Source organism: Dysgonomonas sp. UBA7710 (genome assembly GCF_002482385.1).
In the GTDB taxonomy this organism is placed as follows: domain Bacteria; phylum Bacteroidota; class Bacteroidia; order Bacteroidales; family Dysgonomonadaceae; genus Dysgonomonas.
In genome coordinates this window covers 68,361-85,862 of the sequence record NZ_DLFW01000009.1, presented here as the reverse complement: position 1 = coordinate 85,862, position 17,502 = coordinate 68,361, and the positions used below count along the sequence as shown (strand labels likewise).

The window sequence follows — 17,502 nt, the reverse complement described above, 5'->3', positions numbered from 1 at the left end:
ATGGACGGGGTACCCGTAGGATGAAAAGACGAAAAAACGGAAACGTGTTTGAGCTTATCCGCTGATTCGGATCATACAATATTTCCAGCGAGTTTTTCCGTTTCGTCTTTTTGTCCTACGGGTCGGCCTTTGAAGCGGGGCGCTAAAGCGTTTTTGGTTCCTTTTGCGGCTTTGGGCAAAAGGAACACAAGCAATCTCTGATTGCGCGTAGCAAAAATTGCAGAAAATAATAGAACATTAAAACCCAACTACTGATTTTATTATTATTAAATAAAGAAAAAATAGTTTTTAGTTTAATATTGAACTCTTTTTATCATCTGATAATTTTATTTAAAAATATAGAAAATGAAAATTAAGTAGTCTAAAATATTTACTGTCGCATGTCATCCTGACCGTAGGGAAGGGTCCCGACCCTAAAAAGAGGCACGGGATGCTTCGTTCCTCAGCATGACAAATACGACAATAAATCTTATTATTTACTTATATCCATCAAAGAAAATCCTGAATATAAAGATAAAGCGATAGACTATATCAGCAGCAAATGGCCGGTGTCCCGGAACATTTCCGGTCTTTGAATTAAAGTTTGCGGGTTTCGCGAAGAATAAAAAAAAGTCCGCAACATCACATCGCAGACTTTCCTAAACCTTAACACAAACTTTACAAAACTACACGCCGTTATAACTGCAAACGGGCGCATTATGTTCACGGGATTTTGAAATTTAACATTATTATTAGATATTTTAAGGATTCTGTTATCTGAAAAGGCTTTTAACGATTAAAATTTCTCTTTATCCATCGTTTTCATAACTTTTTATTTTAGCATTACTTCTATAATAGAATCCGTCTCATCTAATTCTCCGGTCAAAGTAAAAGTGACATCTCCCGTCTTTTTGTCTTTCTTCCATTCGGGCTGTGCCTGAAGGTTAATCCATTTTGCCGATTTAATATCCGGTATGTTCAGGGTTATAGATTTTGTATCTTTATCCAGAATATGAATATAGTATGTTTTACCATTCTTAGTTACGGCACCCCAAGCCTGCGGTTTCACAAAACCCTGCTGCGTACCGTATATCGTATATCCGTAACTATCCATCCATTCGCCCATTTCCTGCAGGCGTTGTACGCATTCGGGCTGTATCTGTCCGTTTGGCATAGGTCCTACGTTCAACAGGAGGTTTGCCCCGGTTCCGGCAGTGCGTATGAGCAGGTGGAGCAGGTCTTTAGTGGATTTGAATTTATCGTCGGTAATATTGAATCCCCATGCACCGTTTATTGTTTCGCAGGTTTCCAGCGGCAGACGTGAGACTTCCTGCCCGCTATATCCCGATTTGTTTTCACCCGGCACATCGCGCTCAAAGATCTGATAGTCTTCTCCTGCAAATGGCGGCAGATGGTGGTTGTTGGCTACAAGGCATCCGGGACGCAGGGTGTGAATAAGCTCGTATATCTCGGGATAGTGCCAGTCTACATGTGTGGTATGGTCTGTACGGTTTTCATCTTCGGTCTGGTCCCAGTGTCCGTCGAACCATATGCCGGCAATTTCGTAATTGGTCAGTAATTCTGTCAGCTGGGCTTTCATAAAGTTGATATACGACTGCCAGTCGCTTTTTTCGGTACGTCCCGCCGCTTTTCCCGTGCGTCCTGTTTCGTACTGGTAATCGGTACGCATCCAGTCGAGCAGGGAATAGTAAAGCACCAGTTTCATATCCTGCTTTTTACACTCGTCCGCCAATTGCTTTATCAGATCTTTGCCGTAAGGTGTATTCATTATATTCCAGTCCGACTGTTTCGTGTCCCAGTTGCTGAAACCGTCGTGATGGCGCGAAGTGAATGTAATATATTTCATTCCTGCGCCTTTGGCTATTCTTACCCATTCTTTGGCATCGAAGGCCTGCGGATTGAAGAGCGTTTGCAGGCGCATATAATCTTTTCCTTTTACCGGACGGGTGTTCATCACCCATTCTCCGGCTCCCAGCACGCTATATGGACCGAAGTGTACGAACATGCCGAAACGGGCGTCTTCGAACCATTTGGTGTCGGGCTTCTGTGGTGTTGTCTGACTATTCATGCGGGGAATTATAAACAAAATGAGCAATAAACTGAATAATACTTTTTTCATGGGTTGTTTGATTAAAAATTAACAGGTATAAAGGTAAGGAAATAAGAATTAAGAATTATGAATTAAGAATTAAAAATTGAAAGTACAAGTGGCTTGTACCATTCTTCATTAATTCTCAATAGTTGGGTTTTAATGTTGGATTATTTAATGCTACGCGCAATCAGAGATTGCTTGTGTTCCTTTTGCCCAAAGCCGCAAAAGGAACCAAAAACGCTTTAGCACCCCGCTTCATAGGCCGACCCGTAACGGACTAAAAGACGAAACGGAAAAACTCGCTCTAAAGATTGCATAACGCGAATCAGCCAATCAGCTCAAACACGTTTCCGTTTTTTTCGTCTTTTCATCCTACGGGTACCCCGTCCATGAAGCTAACGGCGCAGGCTGACGCACGATAAGGCTAGCGCATATTGAGCTTGAGGGCTTTGCCCTTACTATGGCGTCAGCCGACTCGTAACTTGTAACTGCCCGCAGGGCGCAGTAACTTGTAACTAAAAATAGAACATTAAAATCCAACTACTGATTCTCTTAACTCATAACTCCTATATTAATCTGCATTTTTTTCAAACTCATTTATCTATACTGTAAAAACAGCTATGGATGCAATAATGATAAGCGTCACCCTGATATTGACCGCGATTACCGCCCTTTACTGGGGCGAAGTACTTTCTATCCGCCTGCCCGAAACAGATAAAAGGTTTGACCGTAAACCTTTCAATTGCCGCCCTTGCTTTACTTTTCATATTTCATGGTTATTGTCCTTATTATCAGGGATTGTGTCGGGTTACGCATGCCTTATATTTATAGGTATAGTTGTGTCGTTCGCACTGTTTTTTGTCACAAAATATATAGATAATAAAAAGATAACAAAATGAATGAAACAAATCTCAAATCAGAAGTGGAACAGCTTTTGGCTGAAATTGACAAAACCCATCGTTATTCGATGAGTAAGATTTACGACCTTGCGAATAGGGTATTTGATAGAAAAGAAATACCGCAGTCGTGTGCAAGTTGCCTGATACGCAAAGTTCGGGAATTAAGGAACTGGCTTGATACCCGGAAACAGGAAAGCGAAGAAAAATCAAAAATTAAAAACGAAAAACGAAGAATGAAAAATATGCAGTAACCTCATAACCCATAATTTTTCACTTATCACTTAATACCCTTTATTATGACACGACAAAAAAGAAGTAAACAACAGATATACACCGACCCCGACATGCTGCTATCCAAGGCATTCGAATACTTTGCCTGGTGTGAAGAAAATCCGTGGATGAAAAAAGAACTGATGCGTTCGGGCGAAAAAAAAGGTGAATTCATCGAAACGCCCATACAAAGACCATTTACACTGGCGGGCATGTGCGTGTACTGTGGTATCAGCGAGTCCGCATTTATGAAGTACGGCAAGAGCGAAGAAATGCGCGACGCGGCGGCATACATCTTAAGTATAATCCGTCAAAACTGTATCGAAGGTGCTATATTGGGAGAATATAACGCAACATTTGTGGCGAATCTGCTCGAAGATTTGTATTAGAAAAATGAAGAATTAAGAATGAAAAATGAAGAATTAATAATGGCGCAAGCCACTCGTATTTTTCATTTTTCATTCTTCATTTTTAATTACTTAAACACTTTCCCGATAATATTAAGAACAGGCCCTGTCATAAACGTAGTCACCAATGCCATAATCACCATCATAGCGAATATTTCGGCATTGAGCACGCCCAGATCATAACCGATATTGAGTACCACCAACTCCATCAGTCCGCGCGTATTCATCAATGTGCCTATGGTAAGGCTGTCTTTCCAGCTTTGCCCCACATACTTGGCAGCCACTGCGCTACCTACAAATTTACCGAATACAGCCACAAAGATTATCACGCCTGTCACTATCCAGAGATAAGAATCGTTGAGCAGCCCTATTTCGGTACGCAGCCCCGTGATGACAAAGAATAACGGCAACAGGAGTACCAGAGCCACATCTTCTATTTTGTTTATAAACATACTTCTGAATCGAGGATTACTTGGCATGATAACACCTGCCATAAATGCGCCGAACAAGGCATGGATACCTATTATTTCGGTGACAAACGATGAACAGAGCAAAACAAGAAAGAATATGGCAATAGCCGATTGTTTAAAACCTTTTTCCGTCTTTAAGGATTCTGCCGTCTTCTTGAGGAAGGGACGCACAACCTTTATCATAAACGCCACATATGCTATAGCCAGCAGGATGGTATAAATAGAACTGACAAATGAACCTGCCTTGACAATGGCAATTACAGCTGCCAGCAGACACCAGGCCGTGATATCGTCGGCTGCGGCACAGGTGATAACGATTGCACCCAGTTTGGTCTTGTGTATCCCGCGTTCCTGAATGATGCGTGCCAGTACGGGAAATGCGGTTATACTCATCGAAATACCCAGAAACAGGCCGAACGACATGAATGATATACCGTCAGGGGCGAATGACGAATATATGAAATAGGCAAGCGCTATACCTGCCGCAAAAGGGATTATAATACTGGCATGGCTGATAACAACAGCTTCGTGAGCCTTAGTCTTCAATACCTTCAGATTGAGTTCCATACCCACAATAAACATAAATAGTATAAGTCCTATCTGGCTTAATACCTGTAGGTTGGCAAGTGATTTTATGGGAAATATAAATTCGGCTACTCCCGGCAGATACAACCCCAATAGTGAAGGCCCGAGTACGATTCCGGCAATTATTTCACCGACGACCACCGGTTGTCCTATCTTATTGAAGAGCCAGCCGAATACACGGGCAAAAACGATAATGATAGTTATCTGCAGCAACAGAATGCCTGCAGGGTGTTGGATATTAGAAACGAATGAATCCAAAAATTCCTGAAATGAACTTCCCGCAGCTACATTTTCTATAACGTGACGTCCGGCTTCAAGGCTTTTGCCTGCGGTGATAATCCAGTAAACGAGAAAAGAAAATCCTCCGATAATGAGGATGTAGAAGAATGCTGTCCTGAACTTTTTCACAATTTCCATAGTTTTTGTGCGTGTTTTTATTATTAGTGATTTTCATGTGGAAAAAGAAGTGAAGATTCGCTCCGTAAGCTTTACATATTTTTCCGCATATGTTTTATAACAGTTAAATAATAAATGCTGTTTAACTGAAAATGTTAAAAACAATCGGTTACAGACTACAAAAGTACAGAAATAAATATATCAAAAACATTCTTCAGCCAAATCTTTCCTGTATTTAACTAAATATATCGGACCGGTTGCCTTGCTTGATCTTGTCTTGATAGATTGCCCGTATGTGAACCGGACTCACCATATAGACATACTGATTTCTAATCTATTTCTAATCTGCCTCTAATATTTATTTAATCCATATCTAAAAAACTTCTAATCTTATAGAATTAATTTTGCATCGAAATAGATCGTGTGGAGATAAAATAATATTTACTCATTCTTTGCACCCATATAATTTATAGCGGGAAAGCCGGAATAATGAATTTAAGATAGCTGAAAATGATTTTCAGTTGTCCAAGGTTTAATATTTATCCGTAAATCGGAATAAACGATTTAAACCGGACGGAGACAGTATATATCTGCATGACATTTTTTTTAATTGTATCTAAAACTCACAATAATATTACATATAAACATTTATACAAAATTATGGATAAAATAAATCTATTGAATATCAAATGCATTATCAATAAACATGCTTACTTAATCGCCGTATGTTTATTCAGCGGAGTTTCCGGAGTTCAGTCCCAGGTAACTATAGGTAGTGGAAGTCCTCCGGCACAAGGGGTATTACTGCAACTAAAGGAAAATGACAATGCAGGGGCTAATGCTACAAAGGGCATGATGCTGCCTCGTGTATACTTATCCGATAAAAATAATCTCTACCCAATGTTTGAAGACCGGAACAACAGTGGCCAGCCAAATTCCGATTATGCCAGTATTCAGGATAAACAGCAACAAGACGAGCTTCATACCGGGTTATATGTATACAATCTTAATCCGTGCAGCCCTTTCGGAAGAGGATCTTATGTATGGAATGGACAAGAATGGATACCGCTGGGAAAGATACTCCCCGAAGGTTATTCGACATTATCGGCTTTACCAGACACTTTGCACATTCCCAGCGGCATGGATAACAGATCGTGGACAGCTCGAACAATGAGTTTTGAATATCTTTCCCAGACATCCCCGACGTGGGGCAGTCTGGTTTCCAGTCCTTCGTATAATGGGTTGGAATTTGCAGATCAGTCCACTCAGATACAGCCTAATAATCCGGCGTCATGGTCAACCAGCCCCGCTGTCTTTTCTATTCAACCCGACAAAATGACGTCTTCGCTGGTTACAAAACTAAAACCGTGGCATACCAGACAGTCTTCGGTAACATTGTCTTTCGATCAGGCACCTTGTGGTGGCATAACAATAAAAAATGTTCTTTTGAATCAAACCAATTATGCTATTTCCGGAAGAATCCCCACCAGTAATAATAATACCACGGATGAAGAAGACATTCTGGATATGATAACAATCAGAAATACAAATTTAAACGGGACAGTAAAAGTGTTGTCAAACGTACGCTGGCAGGCTTTTGTAGAACCTTCGGGCGGAAATATATCCGAAGTGCTTGGCAATTATACACAAACACCACAGGGGATAAATCTGAGTGACGGGAATTACGGCCCGGAAACATTTTTTACTTACAACGGGGCTTCCGGTGCTCCCGGTAGCCGTTTCAAATATGTCAAGGTTAATCTGAGAGATGTAAACAACAGGGCCTCTGATTTTGGTATAACTATTATGCAATGCGAAGGGAATGAAGACCTCACAAGTGTGACTGAGAATGCAACTCCGACCCAAACCTCCAGCCCTTTATCAGACTGGGGGGATAAAGTCGTCCGCCACCTTGAAAAGCCGGGTGTTTACGAAGAATTTTATTCAGCGGATTTCGGGCAGGCAGGCAGATGGATGGTTACAAACCTTGCCGCAGTAGATTATGATTCGGATGTTACCCCCAATGGATTTCCCCATATGACTGAAAGTCTGGTATCAACATTGACAGTAGGTCATTATGCTTATCCGGGCAATAGTTTGCAGGCATATCTGGATAATCCGTATTTAGGTTTGCTTTACAATTTTGCAGGAGCAACAGCCGGACAAAAGATCGGGCTGAATCTGGATGAGCCGAACAATCCTGCCCAAACTAAAGTTCAGGGTGTATGCCCGAACGGATGGCATTTGCCTAGTGATTATGAATGGACCCAGCTTGAAAATGAAATAATCACTAACACTGCAAAATATGCCCATGTATCTAAAAATATAATCGACGACGGCGGAAGTCTCGTTCCTCCATCCACTTCCGGAGGAAATTACAGGGGCAAACATGCTCCCGCCATGACTAATGCTTGCGAAATATACCAGGGTAATGTAAAAGGCACATCGAAGAGTATCGCCGAAGGTGGCTTTGGGGCTTATTTTGCCGGAGAGATAGTGAATGCAGCACCAAACGACTTCGGAGAAACTGCAACTTACTGGAGCAGTAGTTTATATTCCATAAATCAAGCATATTACCGGGTAATGTCGACCGGTATAGGGGATGCCGGAGTTGCAGCATTTACAAATAGCCAGACTAATTATATGTCTGTGCGTTGCAAGAAGGGCTAAACATTTTAATTATAGCAGATAAGCCAAAGTTCCGAAAGTACGAGATAAAACCTTAATAAAAATTTTCACCGTTTTGTTCCGTATATTAATGGTTTTAGCAATGCATTCGGCTTTGGTTTGTCCTTTTTTTATTGCAGTCCTGACGTCCATTACCAGATTCCCGTTTCCGAGAGGCATCGGCCGCTTCCTTTATCCTTACAGATTGCAACAGGTCATATTTAGCAGTGGCTCCGGATGCACCCTATAAATCCGGAATCGTCTTTGCAAGGCATAATCACAAGCTTTACCTCATTATATATAGGTATGTATTATACATATTTTAATCATTATTAGCGATTGTTTGCTAAATGCTGCCATTATATCTTCGCATGATTTTTCTTCACATATAAAACTATTAAGTATAAATGAAAGCAAACTCACTAAATCCATTACGGATTGTTTTTTCTTTGATAATAACAATCATATCATTATCTCCGGTATTTGCCCAGAACAATGGGAAAATATCAGGTCGTGTAATCAATAAAGAAGGAGAGCCGATAGAACTGGTTTCGGTAGGAATACAAGGTTCAAGAACAGGTAATTATACAGATGAAGGCGGGAACTTCTCTCTTACTGTCCCTATCGGAAAACATATTGTTCATTTTTCGATTTTAGGACATAAGAATAAAGAAGTGGATGTAAACGTTGTTGCAAACAAGACTGCTGATCTGGGAGATGTAGAACTTGATGTTTCCGACAACGTTCTGAATGAAGTTGTTGTAAGTGCAATGATTACGAAATTTGCACAAAAGAAATCTGAATATGTAGCCCGGATGCCTATCTCTAATCTGGAAAATCCACAGGTTTATACAGTCGTACCTAAAGAATTGCTGAGTGAGCAGATTGCTGTTGACTTCAGAAATGTTCTGACAGCTTCTCCGGGTGTGGGTTCTGCTACTCTTGGTGTTGGTTCGGGAGGAACAGGCTTAGGTATGCGTCTTCGTGGATTTGCAGGTGCCGACGGAGCAGGTTCTATCCGTAACGGGATGGCAACAAACTTCGTTTCACTATCCGATCCGGCCAATCTGGAAAGTATTGAAATCATTAAAGGCCCGTCGGGAACATTATTCGGCACAACCCTTATTTCATACGGAGGTCTCGTCAACCGGGTTACAAAAAGAGCCTATGACGGACAAGGCGGTGAGGTCAGCTTTTCTGCCGGAGCATGGGGATTAGGACGTGCCACTATTGATTATAATACTGTATTGGATAAGGAGCATAAGTCTTTATTCCGTATAAATTCGGCTGTACATACCGAGAATAGCTTTAAGGATTATGGTATAAACAAAACAGTTATGGTCTCCCCGACTTTCACCTATAACGCCAGTGACAGGCTGTCGTTCACTGTTGATGGAGAATATTTCAAATCGAACCGTACAACCGCCTATATTAATGTTACGGCCCCGGAAATCACTAATATGAACCAGTTAAACTGGGATTGGGACAGGTCATTTGCATCGAATGATGTGACAAGTAAAGCCGAAGTGTTAAATATCTTTGCCGAGGCAAAATACAAAATATCTGATAAGTGGACATCTCAAACCCTTGCGTCGTATGCCAGAACCGACAATGATGCAAACTATATTTTCCTTGATGTAAGTACTCCGGTCACTCTCACGCGGCGTATGATGCATATACCAAGTGTTTTCACAACGCAACAGCTCCAACAGAATTTCAATGGGGACTTCAAACTGGGAAATATCAGAAACAGGTTTCTGTTCGGTCTGGATTATACCAAACTGACTACAGACGACACCCGCTCTACCGTTAATAATTATGATGGTGCTACATTGAATATCCATGAAGATGCTCCGGCTATATATCCGGACAAATACAATCAGGCAATGGGATCGCCAAACAGATCGGTGGCAACCAATCGCTTTACCCGTACATACAGCGCTTATGTGTCCGATGTTATTAATCTGACCGAACAACTGGATGTGATGGCAAGTGTACGCTTCGACAGATTCGATGATGTGGCAAGTGATTATATGCAATCGGCATGGTCTCCCAAGTTTGGGGTTGTTTATCAGTTTATAAAAGATAAAGCATCTGTTTTTGCCAATTATATGAATGGCTTTAAAAATAAAGGGCCGGCTGCGGCAAATGAAGACGGGGATATTAAGGCCTTCAGACCGGAGCATGCTTTCCAGTGGGAAGGCGGTTTTAAACTTGAATTCCTTGATAGAAAACTGAATAGTACGATCAGTTTCTACCATATCAAAGTGGATGACCGTATCCGTTCTGTAACAGCACCTTCGGGATCGGCAGTGGCTTCATATAGTGTACAGGACGGGACTCAGGTTAGCAAAGGATTTGAAATAGACCTGATTGCAAATCCGCTACCGGGGATGCATATTATAGCCGGTTACGGATTCAACCAGAATGAGTTTACAAAAGGTTCTTTCGAAGGCTTGCGCGAATGCGGAACTCCAAAACATCTGGCTAACTTCTGGATAAGCCATAAATTGCTCGAAGGATCATTAAAAGGATTTGGCCTGGGGCTGGGAGGTAATTTTGCCAGCAGAAGCTATATAGATGCGAATAATAAAATTACGGCATCAGGTTATGGAAAACTCGATGCTACGGTATTCTATGAATACTCTAAATTCCGTGTCGGAATAAAGGTGAACAACTTCACCGACAAAAGGTACTGGCTGGGTGATTATTATGGAGAAACCCAGGCTCCCAGACAGTTTATAGGAAACGTGACATACCGTTTCTAAGGAAAGATAAAAAGAATATTCACAAATTCGTTTTGGTCATCAGGCCAAAACGAATTTTCCTGTTTAGACCGAAATGATGAAAAAACTATTTTATGTATTGCTTATAACACTTCTATCCTCCAATCTTTTGGCGCAGGATAATATATGTATAGGGCAAAAATTTTCAATGCATTCCCTTGCTCTGGGAGAAGACAGGCCCTATTGGGTATATCTCCCACCCAAATATGATGATGCCCGATATGGCAAAGCTTCGTATCCGGTAATTTACCTTCTCGATGGCGATACTAATTTTATGGCACTGGCAGCCATACAGAGTACATTTACCAGAGGGATGTACAATAATATGCCCGAATGCATAATTGTAGCTATACCCAATACAGACAGAGCGAGGGACCTGACTCCTACCAGATCTTCGCTGAAGCACAACGGACAGGATTTGTTTACAAATAGTGGCGGCAGTAGCCATTTTACTTCTTTCCTGACTTCCGAATTAAGAAATACTATCGATTCCGCTTACAGGACAAATGGATATAATATGCTGATAGGACACTCGTTCGGAGGACTATACGTTGTAACAACACTGGTGCGCCATACCGGTTCTTTTAATGCCTATATTGCGCTCGACCCCAGTCTTTGGTGGGACAATAAAGTAATCTATAAAGAAGCCCAGGCCATATGGAATAAAACGGATTTCGAAAAAAGATACTTATATATCGCAATGGCAAAGGATGAAAACAAAGCCGATGACATACAAAAACATTCCGAAACGATAGACAGATTTTGTACCGAAGTATTAAAGTCCGCACCCGGCAATAACCTGAACGGGGCATGGAAATACTATGAAGATGAAAATCATGGAACCATACTGATGCCCGGCATGTTCGACGCTCTCAGGACTATTTTCGACGGAATAGAATTGCCCGTGAAAGAGATCCCCGAAAATCCCGGGCTGATAGAAGAATATTACGGCAAATTATCGGAACGGCTGGGATTTACATTCATTCCCGACGAGAACCTTATAGATAATATTGGCAAATATGCTGTGTCTGTAAAGAAAACAGAAAATGCCATTAAAATATTTGAGTATAACCTTAAAAATTACCCGGATAGCCCCAATGCTAAAAAGAGCCTGTCCGAGACGCGTGAGAAACTAATGAATAAGTAAATATATCAACCAAAAATGTCATGAATAGAAGGATATCCAACAAAAAACTCATCTTATGGCTGCATCTGTGGCCGGGGCTAATATCGGCGGCGATAATCTTTTTTGTATGTATAACAGGAACTATAGCTGTCTATTGCGATGAGATTATGGCTTTGTCGGCCGGGGATGCACGTTTTGTCAAAGAAGTGAAAGAAACCCGGAAGCCGGCTGAAGAACTGATAGATATCATTAAAAAAGAGTTTCCGAAGCGAAATACGCCAAGTTACATGGTCAGTTACAAAGACCCGGAACGCAGCGTCAGGTTCAATACATTCAGCAGGGAGGAAGGTTTGAGCATGGTATATATTGATCCGTACACAGGAGAGATATTGAAAGATGACGGTACTATCTATTTCTTTTATATTACTGTACACCTCCACAATTCGTTCCTATTGGGTAAAACGGGGCAATGGATCATCGATATTGCAACCATAATATTTGTCCTTGAAATAATTACGGGCCTTTATTTATGGTGGCCCAAGAAGAGGAATAAAAAGGCTATGGATGCTGCCTTTAAAATAAAAACCGGTTCAACAAAAAAACGCCTTAACTATGATTTGCATAAAGTCCTGGGCTTTTATGCTGCCGCTGTTATCTTATTATTATCTGTCACCGGATTACTGATCGCCTTCGAGCCGTTATCACAATCGCTGATGAAAGCCTTCGGGGCAGACACAACCCATGACTGGCAAAAAGAATTGCCCAAATATAAGGAAGGGCAAGCACCGTTGGAACTTAACCCGTTTATAGAAAGATCATTTGAGAAGTATCCGGATAAAAAAGAAATGCAGATATATACCTATCGCATGGACTCGAGCGGATATTATATGATGCGTGTCGCAAATCAGGTGGGATTGAAGAGTGCGCAAAGCCCGGAATATGTTATATATGACCGTTTTTCGGGAGATGAAATAAAATTGCCGGAAAGCGCGCTTAAACACGAAAAGGTAGATAATGCAATATGGGTATTGCATATGGGTAACTGGATGGGACAGATAGGGAAGTTTATCACATTTCTGGGAGGGCTTATTGCCACCAGCCTGCCTGTAACCGGATTTTATATCTGGTGGGGGAAACGCAAAAAAAATGAACGCAATCCCAAAGCGGAACAAAATAGGAACGCTTTCGAGTAAAATATAACAAAAAAGAATAACGGTGAAGTAGGAGCCTGCCGCAAAATACCGTTTCATTATTGTTCCGGAGCATTTTGATTGTAAATTAATCTCCATAAATAAGTAATAATGGTCAGAAACAGAGACTTCTGGCCATTATTATTTTAATGTTATCGTATAGTTAACTGATTATAAAGTATTTATTTTAAATACCCGAAAATACGATCAATAGGAGAAAGCCCTTATTGGTCATATTTTATTGTTTATTGAATAGCAATTTTTAAAGGACATAAAAGGTTTGTGTTAAGTTTGCACGTCAAATAAAAGAATACGTTAACATTTTAAATTCTAAAAAGCATGCACTCTTCTACTACTCTAACCAATAATAATCGCATAGAAATAGCAGATGTATTACGAGGTTTTGCAGTAATGGGAATTACCCTTATCCATTTCATCGAACGGTTCAGTCTCAATAGCTTTCCGGAAGAAACCTGCAACTTTCTGATATTTACGGACAAAGTAATCTGGGACAGTATATTTTTCACCTTTTCCGGTAAAGCCTACTGCATTTTCGCGTTGCTTTTCGGATTCAGTTTTTTTATTCAGGACAATTCACAAAAAGAAAAAGGGAGAGATTTTCGCGGACGGTTTGCATGGCGGTTAGTATTACTTTTTTTCATCGCCTGTATCAATTCGACCTTATTTCCCGGCGAAATATTAGTACTCTATGCATTACTTGGTTATGTAATGATAGCAGTCTGCCGCCTTTCTACCCGCACAATTGCGATTATAGCGATTATCCTTTTACTGCAACCTCTTGAATGGGGGCAAATAATTTATGCAGTCATCAGCCCCGAATACATTATTAATGCTGAGTTTGATGGTCCGTACTGGGAGATAGTCAATACAGTGCAGAAAGAAGGTTCTTTCCTCGAAATGTGTAAAACTGCAATCTGGACAGGCAATATTGCTAATATGGGCTGGATGCTGTTACATGGAAGGGTTACGCAAACCGCGGCATTATTTATGATAGGTATATTAATAGGGCGTAGCAATGTGTTTATCTATTCGGAAAAAAACATGAAGTTATGGATTAAAGTATTCATCGCAGTCACTCTGGCCTTTTTCCCTATATATGGTTTGATGGCTGTACTTCCCGACTTTATAAACCGGGAGGCATTACTTGTACCTTCTATCCTTATACTCAAATCACTTTCAAATATCGCATTCACAGGAATACTGTTTGCCGGGGTAATTCTTGTGTATTACCTGACAAAGTTTAAACGTGTACTTCATCAGTTAGCGCCTTATGGACGCATGAGTTTGACAAACTACCTGTCGCAGTCTTTGATCGGGGGATTCCTGTTTTATAACTGGGGACTGGGGCTTTACCAGTATACAGGTATCACAGCCTGTTTCTTAATGGGCATCGGAATGTTTTTAATTCAGTTATTTTTCTGTCGCTGGTGGCTTCGGTCACATCGTCAGGGTCCATTGGAATGGTTATGGAAAAAGGCAACCTGGATTAAAATAGGAAAAGGATAATATCCGGAATTATTTTGTTTTGCATATATAATCAGGATTTAAAATCAACCTTATCTGATTCCATTTGCGCGCATATTATATTTAAAATCATTACTTTTGTTGTAGTCTTAAAAATAACGGAAGTAAAATTATAGCATGAACAGCTCTTATATAAACCTGCTGGAAGAACGTGAAATAAAACCGACAGCTATCCGGATATTAATACTTAAAACGATGCTTGAGTTTCACAGGGCATTCAGTTTGTCAGATTTGGAGATAAAGCTTGATACCGTCGATAAATCGACTATATCAAGAACTATTCATTTGTTCCACGATCATCAGCTCATACACAGTTTCGACGATGGGTCGGGTTCCATAAAATATTCGGTATGCAACAGGGATTGCCATTGCAGCATGGACGACCTTCACGCTCATTTTTATTGTAATTACTGCAAGGATGCATTCTGTCTGGAAAATATTTCTATCCCCAGATTTGCATTGTCGCCGATAATGCAGGTAGAAAGTGTAAATCTTGTCATCAAGGGGTATTGCGGGCGGTGTAGTAAGATCGATATCTAGCAAAGACTTTATTTCTTTGTTAAATATTAAGTAGTCTAAAATATTTACTGTCGCCTGTCATCCTGACCATAGGGAAGGATACCGACCCTAAAAAGAGGCACGGGATGCTTCGTTCCTCAGCATGACAAATACGACAATAAATCTTATCATTTACTTAATTTACAAAATATTCAATTGACTATGATTCTCAAATCAATTCCAATATTTATTCTTGCGGGACTATGCGAGATAGGAGGGGGCTATTTAGTCTGGCTATGCCTCAAAGAAGGGAAACCGTGGTGGTACGGAGTTCTGGGCGCTTTGATTCTTGCTTTCTACGGAGTAGTAGCAACATGGCAGACCTCAAATTTTGCGCGGGTATATGCTACTTATGGCGGTTTTTTTATCGTTATGTCTATACTGTGGGCTATGAAATTTGATAACTATTCTCCTGATAAATATGATATTATCGGTGCATTGGTAGCACTGTTGGGAGTCTGTATCATATATTATTTCCCGCGTAATTAACCGGAATTAAAAACCGGAGCCTGTAAATTTGCAACTCAGTTGCAAGCTATAGTCCGTACCTTTGTATAAAAAATTAAGAGATGGACGAAAATAAAGAATATAAATGTACCTGCTGTGATTCTTGCCCCGAAGAATCACCCGATAACAATACACAAAACCGGAAAATATATATCCCCGTAGGTTTAAGCCTTGCTGCACTTCTGGCAGGGATAATTATGGACAATCTTATCAGCCGGTATTTTAATTCTTATTACCGGCTCGTTTGGTATATACTGGCATATATTCCGGTTGCTTACCCTGTTTTCAGAGAAGCTGTGCAGACAATCCGGCAAAAAGATATTTTCACGGAATTCTCCCTGATGATTGTGGCTACATTAGGCGCTTTTTTTATTGGCGAATATCCCGAAGGCGTTGCTGTTATGCTTTTCTATTCTATCGGGGAACTATTCCAGGCCTCGGCAGTAAATAAAGCAAGGAAGAATATAAAATCCCTTCTCGATATCCGTCCCGATACGGCAACCGTAGAACGAAACCGCAATTACATAACTATTGCTCCCGGAGATGTAAAAACAGGAGAGACAATACAAGTCAAAGCGGGAGAAAAAGTTCCGTTGGACGGAATAATGATTTCCGTATCGGGCAGTTTCAACACATCTGCCCTGACAGGCGAGAGTAAACCTAAAACGATACGGGAAGGAGAGCCCGTTTTGGCAGGTATGCTCAATATGGATAAAGTGATTTACATAAGAGTAACGAAAAAATACGAGGACAGTTCTTTGTCCCGTATATTGGAAATGGTACAGGAAGCGACATCCAGAAAAGCCCGGACAGAACTACTTATCCGCAGATTTGCCAAGATATACACTCCTGTGGTATTCTTCTTTGCGTTACTGATTACTGTGATTCCCTATTTCTTTGTAACGGATTATATATTTCAGGATTGGCTGTACCGGGCCTTGGTATTTCTGGTTATTTCCTGCCCATGCGCATTGGTCATCTCCATACCGTTAGGATATTTCGGCGGTATCGGAGCTGCATCCAGAGCCGGTATCCTCTTCAAAGGGGCAAATTACCTGGACTTGTTGACAAAAGTGAACACCATAGTCATGGACAAAACAGGAACTTTAACCAAAGGAGTATTTAATGTACAGGATATAGTTTCATCCGGAGCTATGGAGAAAGACGAATTAATTGAATATACCGCAGCATTAGAGAAAAAGTCGAACCATCCCATTGCGAAAGCAATTGTTGCTTACGGAAAAGACACGGTTAAAGACTATCCGGCAACCGATATAGAAGAAATTCCGGGGCAGGGATTGAAAGGTAACATAAATGGATATGAAGTTTTGGCCGGTAATGCCAATATGATGGAAAAGCATCATATAAGTTATGATAAGGCTATCGATTTAATACCTGAAACAACTGTTATTATTGCAATAGATAACACATATGCCGGCTATATCAGGATTGCGGATGAAGTGAAGGAAGATGCTGCCGGCGCCGTAAGAAACATGTATATAAATGGAATTAATCAGGTAGTAATGCTAAGTGGCGATAAGTCATCCATTACAGAGAGTGTTGCTTCCCGTTTAGGAATTGGTAAGGCTTATGGAAATTTACTGCCTGAGGATAAAGTTAAACATATTGAACAATTAAAGTCTGATAATGAAAATATAGTGGCTTTTGTCGGCGATGGCATAAATGATGCGCCATCTCTTGCCATGAGCGATGTAGGTATCGCAATGGGCGGAATGGGTAGTGACGCGGCTATTGAAGTCGCAGATGTCGTTATACAAACCGACCGGCCTTCCAAAATCGTTACTGCGATAAAAATAGCCGGGGCAACCAAAAAAATAGTTTATCAGAATATTGCTTTAGCATTTTCCATTAAATTGACCGTTCTGATTTTAGGGGGATTTGGCGTAGCGAATATGTGGGAAGCGGTTTTTGCCGATGTGGGTGTTTCTTTGCTGGCTATCTTAAATGCAGTGAGGATATTGAAAATGAAATTCTGATTGCGCC

General features: G+C 40.8%; 13 protein-coding genes. 11 read left to right on the top strand and 2 right to left on the bottom strand.

Features of this window, described 5'->3' with window-relative positions:
- Nucleotides 1–811: 811 nt before the first annotated feature.
- Nucleotides 812–2,119 carry an alpha-L-fucosidase gene (locus B3317_RS04210; protein ID WP_291108943.1) on the bottom strand — a complete coding sequence of 436 codons (1,308 nt, stop codon included), beginning with the start codon at nucleotides 2,117–2,119 and terminating at the stop codon, nucleotides 812–814.
- A gap of 593 nt (nucleotides 2,120–2,712) precedes the next feature.
- Between B3317_RS04210 and B3317_RS04205 the strand changes: the two genes are divergently transcribed.
- From B3317_RS04205 to B3317_RS04195, 3 genes are read left to right on the top strand one after another with little or no spacing between them, the layout of a single operon-like run.
- A complete protein-coding gene (locus B3317_RS04205; protein WP_291108941.1) occupies nucleotides 2,713–2,991 on the top strand; it encodes a hypothetical protein in 279 nt (92 codons plus the stop codon).
- Nucleotides 2,988–3,242 carry a hypothetical protein gene (locus B3317_RS04200; RefSeq protein WP_291108939.1) on the top strand — a complete coding sequence of 85 codons (255 nt, stop codon included), beginning with the start codon at nucleotides 2,988–2,990 and terminating at the stop codon, nucleotides 3,240–3,242. Before B3317_RS04205 ends, B3317_RS04200 begins: the two co-directional genes overlap by 4 nt.
- 45 nt (nucleotides 3,243–3,287) lie before the next feature.
- Nucleotides 3,288–3,650 (top strand): terminase small subunit, encoded by a 363-nt coding sequence (locus B3317_RS04195; protein WP_291108937.1) that lies wholly within the window; start codon nucleotides 3,288–3,290, stop codon nucleotides 3,648–3,650.
- Between the two features lie 86 nt (nucleotides 3,651–3,736).
- Here the strand turns inward: B3317_RS04195 and B3317_RS04190 are convergent, their stop codons facing one another.
- Nucleotides 3,737–5,140, bottom strand: coding sequence for a cation:proton antiporter (locus B3317_RS04190; RefSeq protein ID WP_291108935.1), 1,404 nt, complete (start codon nucleotides 5,138–5,140; stop codon nucleotides 3,737–3,739).
- Between the two features lie 639 nt (nucleotides 5,141–5,779).
- Between B3317_RS04190 and B3317_RS04185 the strand changes: the two genes are divergently transcribed.
- The 8 genes from B3317_RS04185 to B3317_RS04150 all read left to right on the top strand — a co-directional run bounded on the left by B3317_RS04185 (nucleotide 5,780) and on the right by B3317_RS04150 (nucleotide 17,495).
- Complete coding sequence (locus B3317_RS04185) at nucleotides 5,780–7,789, top strand: FISUMP domain-containing protein (protein ID WP_291108933.1); 2,010 nt, start codon at nucleotides 5,780–5,782, stop codon at nucleotides 7,787–7,789.
- A 404-nt stretch (nucleotides 7,790–8,193) separates the two neighbouring features.
- Nucleotides 8,194–10,554: a TonB-dependent receptor gene (locus tag B3317_RS04180; RefSeq protein WP_291108931.1), complete on the top strand. Its 2,361-nt coding sequence runs from the start codon at nucleotides 8,194–8,196 to the stop codon at nucleotides 10,552–10,554.
- 76 nt (nucleotides 10,555–10,630) lie between these two features.
- Nucleotides 10,631–11,719, top strand: a complete 1,089-nt coding sequence (locus B3317_RS04175; RefSeq protein WP_291108929.1) for an alpha/beta hydrolase — start codon at nucleotides 10,631–10,633, stop codon at nucleotides 11,717–11,719.
- Between the two features lie 20 nt (nucleotides 11,720–11,739).
- Entirely contained in the window at nucleotides 11,740–12,891 is a 1,152-nt protein-coding gene (locus B3317_RS04170) for a PepSY-associated TM helix domain-containing protein (protein ID WP_291108927.1), read from the top strand.
- 336 nt (nucleotides 12,892–13,227) lie between these two features.
- Nucleotides 13,228–14,415, top strand: coding sequence for a DUF418 domain-containing protein (locus B3317_RS04165; RefSeq protein WP_291108926.1), 1,188 nt, complete (start codon nucleotides 13,228–13,230; stop codon nucleotides 14,413–14,415).
- A gap of 135 nt (nucleotides 14,416–14,550) precedes the next feature.
- Nucleotides 14,551–14,973 carry a Fur family transcriptional regulator gene (locus tag B3317_RS04160; RefSeq protein ID WP_291108924.1) on the top strand — a complete coding sequence of 141 codons (423 nt, stop codon included), beginning with the start codon at nucleotides 14,551–14,553 and terminating at the stop codon, nucleotides 14,971–14,973.
- A gap of 180 nt (nucleotides 14,974–15,153) precedes the next feature.
- Nucleotides 15,154–15,480 carry a YnfA family protein gene (locus tag B3317_RS04155; protein WP_291108922.1) on the top strand — a complete coding sequence of 109 codons (327 nt, stop codon included), beginning with the start codon at nucleotides 15,154–15,156 and terminating at the stop codon, nucleotides 15,478–15,480.
- Between the two features lie 80 nt (nucleotides 15,481–15,560).
- A complete protein-coding gene (locus B3317_RS04150; RefSeq protein ID WP_291108920.1) occupies nucleotides 15,561–17,495 on the top strand; it encodes a heavy metal translocating P-type ATPase in 1,935 nt (644 codons plus the stop codon).
- Nucleotides 17,496–17,502: the final 7 nt, after the last annotated feature.

Coding starts and splice junctions, on each gene's coding strand:
- B3317_RS04160 (WP_291108924.1), top strand. CDS start 14,551: ATGAACAGCTCTTATATAAACCTGCTGGAAGAACGTGAAATAAAACCG.
- B3317_RS04205 (WP_291108941.1), top strand. CDS start 2,713: ATGGATGCAATAATGATAAGCGTCACCCTGATATTGACCGCGATTACC.
- B3317_RS04170 (WP_291108927.1), top strand. CDS start 11,740: ATGAATAGAAGGATATCCAACAAAAAACTCATCTTATGGCTGCATCTG.
- B3317_RS04185 (WP_291108933.1), top strand. CDS start 5,780: ATGGATAAAATAAATCTATTGAATATCAAATGCATTATCAATAAACAT.
- B3317_RS04155 (WP_291108922.1), top strand. CDS start 15,154: ATGATTCTCAAATCAATTCCAATATTTATTCTTGCGGGACTATGCGAG.
- B3317_RS04195 (WP_291108937.1), top strand. CDS start 3,288: ATGACACGACAAAAAAGAAGTAAACAACAGATATACACCGACCCCGAC.
- B3317_RS04175 (WP_291108929.1), top strand. CDS start 10,631: ATGAAAAAACTATTTTATGTATTGCTTATAACACTTCTATCCTCCAAT.
- B3317_RS04180 (WP_291108931.1), top strand. CDS start 8,194: ATGAAAGCAAACTCACTAAATCCATTACGGATTGTTTTTTCTTTGATA.
- B3317_RS04165 (WP_291108926.1), top strand. CDS start 13,228: ATGCACTCTTCTACTACTCTAACCAATAATAATCGCATAGAAATAGCA.
- B3317_RS04200 (WP_291108939.1), top strand. CDS start 2,988: ATGAATGAAACAAATCTCAAATCAGAAGTGGAACAGCTTTTGGCTGAA.
- B3317_RS04190 (WP_291108935.1), bottom strand. CDS start 5,140: ATGGAAATTGTGAAAAAGTTCAGGACAGCATTCTTCTACATCCTCATT.
- B3317_RS04210 (WP_291108943.1), bottom strand. CDS start 2,119: ATGAAAAAAGTATTATTCAGTTTATTGCTCATTTTGTTTATAATTCCC.
- B3317_RS04150 (WP_291108920.1), top strand. CDS start 15,561: ATGGACGAAAATAAAGAATATAAATGTACCTGCTGTGATTCTTGCCCC.